The organism is Cereibacter changlensis JA139 (genome assembly GCF_003034985.1).
Taxonomy (GTDB): domain Bacteria; phylum Pseudomonadota; class Alphaproteobacteria; order Rhodobacterales; family Rhodobacteraceae; genus Cereibacter; species Cereibacter changlensis.
Window position 1 is genome coordinate 1 of record NZ_PZKG01000234.1, and the last position, 3,624, is coordinate 3,624.

1 protein-coding gene and 3 pseudogenes are annotated in these 3,624 nt (G+C 61.1%); all 4 read left to right on the plus strand.

Features of this window, described 5'->3' with window-relative positions; genetic code table 11:
- Nucleotides 1-37 precede the first annotated feature (37 nt).
- Nucleotides 38-172: pseudogene (locus C5F48_RS26520) on the plus strand (hypothetical protein); the annotation flags it as partial.
- An 84-nt stretch (nt 173-256) separates the two neighbouring features.
- Nucleotides 257-1,648 (plus strand): annotated as a pseudogene (gene tnpC / locus C5F48_RS22420) (IS66 family transposase); the annotation flags it as partial.
- A gap of 310 nt (nt 1,649-1,958) precedes the next feature.
- Nucleotides 1,959-2,225 carry a hypothetical protein gene (locus C5F48_RS24930; RefSeq protein WP_146170711.1) on the plus strand — a complete coding sequence of 89 codons (267 nt, stop codon included), beginning with the start codon at nt 1,959-1,961 and terminating at the stop codon, nt 2,223-2,225.
- Between the two features lie 37 nt (nt 2,226-2,262).
- Nucleotides 2,263-2,472, plus strand: a pseudogene (locus C5F48_RS22425) (transposase domain-containing protein); the annotation flags it as partial.
- Between the last annotated feature and the right edge of the window lie 1,152 nt (nt 2,473-3,624).

The following is a 3,624-nucleotide window of genomic DNA, read 5'->3' on the forward strand; positions in this document are numbered from 1 at the left end:
CAGCGGGGTCTGTATTTTTGCCTAGCGGCTCGAAAAATCCGCCTTCTGCTGGCCGAGTATCGGACCTGTCCGGGTCCAGCTGAATCAAGCGCAGCTCATGGCGCTGGTGGATGGTCTGGACTGGAAGCGGGTGCGCCCCCTGGCAGTAAAAGCTCCTGTATTCGCAGGATAATTGTGCAGCATCGAAGTGAAGAAACCGGGCTTCGCCGTAGAAATCCTGCGGCATGTCCGGCGGGAATGTGCTATCTTTGACGCTATGAGCGCGGACGATTTCTCCCTCCCTGACGACATGGACCTGCTGAAGTCCCTGGTCCGCGCCATGACGCAGAAGACTGCGGCATTGGAGGATGAGAACGCCGCTTTGAGAGCGCGCAGCACGGATGCCGACGAGCGGATCAAGCGGCTGATGGAGATCCTGAAAGCCTATGATCGCGCCAGGTTCGGTCGGCGCTCGGAGAAGCTTGGCGCCGGCGGGCCGTCAGTAGACGAGCAAGCGCAGCAGGCCTTTGTCTTCGAGGAGATCGAGACAGGCATCTCCGCCCTCCGGGCGCAGATCGGCACGGGCCGAACCCCGCATGAGAGGCGGCCTTCCCGCCCGCGCAAAGGCTTCCCGCCGCATCTGGAACGGGTCGAAGTGGTGATCGAGCCTGAGGACCTGCCGGAGCACGCGGGCAAGCAGAAGGTGCTGATCGGCGAAGATGTGTCGGAGCGGCTTGATGTGATACCGGCGAAGTTCCGGGTGATCGTCACCCGCCGCCCCAAATACGCGTTCAAGGGCTGGGACGGCGTCATCCAGGCACTGGCTCCCGCCCATATCATCGAGAGCGGCCTGCCGACCGAAGCGCTGCTGGCGCAGATTGCTGTCTCGAAATATGCCGATGGCCTGCCTCTCTATCGCCAGGAGGGGATCTATGCCCGCGATCACGTTGAGATCGACCGGCGGCTGATGGCGCAGTGGATGGGCCGGGTCGGGTTCGAGCTGGAGATCCTCGCAGACCATGTCCTGGGCGAAGTCCTGAAAGGCGCACGGGTCTTTGCCGATGAAACCAGCCTGCCGACCCTCGCTCCCGGCGCTGGCGCCACGAAGAAAGCTTGGCTCTGGGCCTATGCCCGCGATGACAGCACCTTCGGCGGGAGCGGCCCGCCCATGGTGGCCTATCGCTTCGAAGACAGCCGATCGGGCAATTGCGTGCGTCGTCACCTCCAGGGCTATGGCGGTATCCTGCAGGTGGACGGCTATGCCGCCTACAGCAAGCTGGTGCGCAAGGACGGGGGCAATGACGGCCCGCGGCTGGCGGGATGCTGGGCCCACAGTCGGCGCCGGTTCTATGAACTCCATGCTGCAGGCGCCTCGGAGATCGCCACCGCCACGGTCGAGCGGATGGCTGAGCTCTGGAAGCTCGAGGCGCAGGTTCGCGGCAAAGATCCCGAAGCCCGCGCCGCCGCGCGCCAGGCTGTCTCCGCACCGATCGTCACTGAGCTGTTCACGCTCTGGCAGCGGACCTTGCCCCGCATCTCGGGGAAATCGAAACTGGCCGAGGCCCTGCGCTATGCCATATCCCGCCGCGAGATCTTCGAGCGCTTCCTGAAGGACGGTCTCGTCGAGCTCGACTCCAACATCGTCGAGCGCGCCATCAGGCCCCAGACGAGTGCTGAGTCATTATACCCCTCTTCTTCAACTGTCTGGAAACATTTGTATTTGTTCTTGTCTCGTCATGTGACACGGGCGTCCTTTCCGCCTGAGGGCGTCCACAACCTGCTCGGCCTCGAGATCCAGAGCCCGTACTGCCACGGGGCACCGTCGCCGCCGCTCCAGCCCAAGAATATCGCCCCGCATCACAAGCCCCACATAAGACACGTCGCTAACGACGTCGTTATGCACGTGCCTTAATCGATCACGCCAAGCTCTGGCAGGCGGCGCCAACCGGGCCGTTACGGTTGGCAGGTCTTGCATTGGTTTGCTCCTCTCCGGCGGTGATGTCACCGGGGGAGTTTCGCCGAAAACCGCGCCGACTCAGCAGGTCATCAAGATCAGCAAGCGCGGCGAGCGACACACGCGGCGCGCCGAGGTCCATTCCGGCGCAGGCCACCGGATCGAGCATCCACGCAGCCAGAACCCTGAAGACGCCCGGATGGACTTCGACATGAACGAACCGGCCGGACCTGCGCCGATCGACACGCTCGACCCGCAAGTGTCGGCCAAAAAGTGCGCGTGCCAGCGGTAACGCACCACGACAATCTGCCCGACATGGGCAGAATGAACGGGAGATGACAATTACGAGGAAGAACAGCCTGTTCGCCGGTTCGGACGGAGTCGGCCGCACATGGGCCACCATCGCCACGCTCCTGCAGACGTGCAAGATGAACAGCGTCGATCCCGCTGCTTGGCTAAGCCAGACCTTGGAGCGCATCGCCAACCAATGGTCCAGCGCCGAAATCGATGCTCTCATGCCCTGGAACTACAGAGCCTGAACGGCCCCAGCTTCCCGCTTACCACGCTGCAACCATTCGCTGTTCCAGTTCGCTGCGGTCCTGTTTGTCACGAGCCAGATCGACACTCCCCCGTCGTCGCGTCGCATCAAGGTGCCCCTGTTGTGCAAGATCACTGTCCCAGCGCGAGGCGTCCGTCTGTGCGAAGCCCCCAACGCGGCCGGACCTGCACACAGGCAGAACAATCGAGAGCGGTTCCAATCACTCTGTCTTCGGATTCCCGATCTGCTACCCGCTTCCGCCACGGACAACTCCCTTCATTCTAGAGCCGAACTCCCGGCTCAGCTGCTCTGACTGCGTGCGCAACCGTGCCGGCCGTGACGAAATGCCTCATATTGATCCTATTCATTTCTGCGATCACACAATCAAGCTCAGAGATCAGCCTCCTAGGCCACGGCAAGATCACTAGGCGGAGCAAACCGGACCTCGAGCTGTCGATCAGCTTGCATATCAAAGCGGTGATGTTTGACAGAGCTTGACAAAGAGCAATAATCAAAGTTACCGCCCATCGCTCCATTATTTGTTTAAATTTAAAAGGTGAAATATTCGAGAATGGCCCATAATCTAAAAATCCACGCGGCAATTTTTCTGTTGGCACTGTTTTCGCTGTCCGCCGGTTGGGCCCAATCCTATCCCTCGGCGGGGAGCTCATGGGGTTCATCCTATGCGTTTCCGACCGCAAATGATCGAAGCGCTCGAAATCAGGGTATCGACCTTCTTGGGAAGGCTGAGGCTGGAGCTTACGACAACGGGGGGTCGGCGGACGGCTCAGCAAGAAGCGGAGTCGGAGGGTCCTACGTAGCTGGCGCGGTCAACAATTCCACCAGCAGCGTCTACATCACCGGGAATAGCAACACCGTTACAATCGGCAACTCCGCAACTTCAACGGGTTGCCAGGATGGACGCATCACGGTCACGACAGAGAGTGACGGAAGCATCGACATCTCCGCTCCACCTGCTGGAGCATCACCAGGTTGTTGACTCGCGCCGCACCCTTAATATTGATTGCCTTATTCGCGCCGGCTGGCTGCGGAGCGCCAAAAGCCCCCCTTTCACTGCCGAGCGGGCCGCCGATTGAAGACATAGTTACCCCTCTGGACTCAGCTTTGGGCTGCCTGCGTGGTCGGATAACCC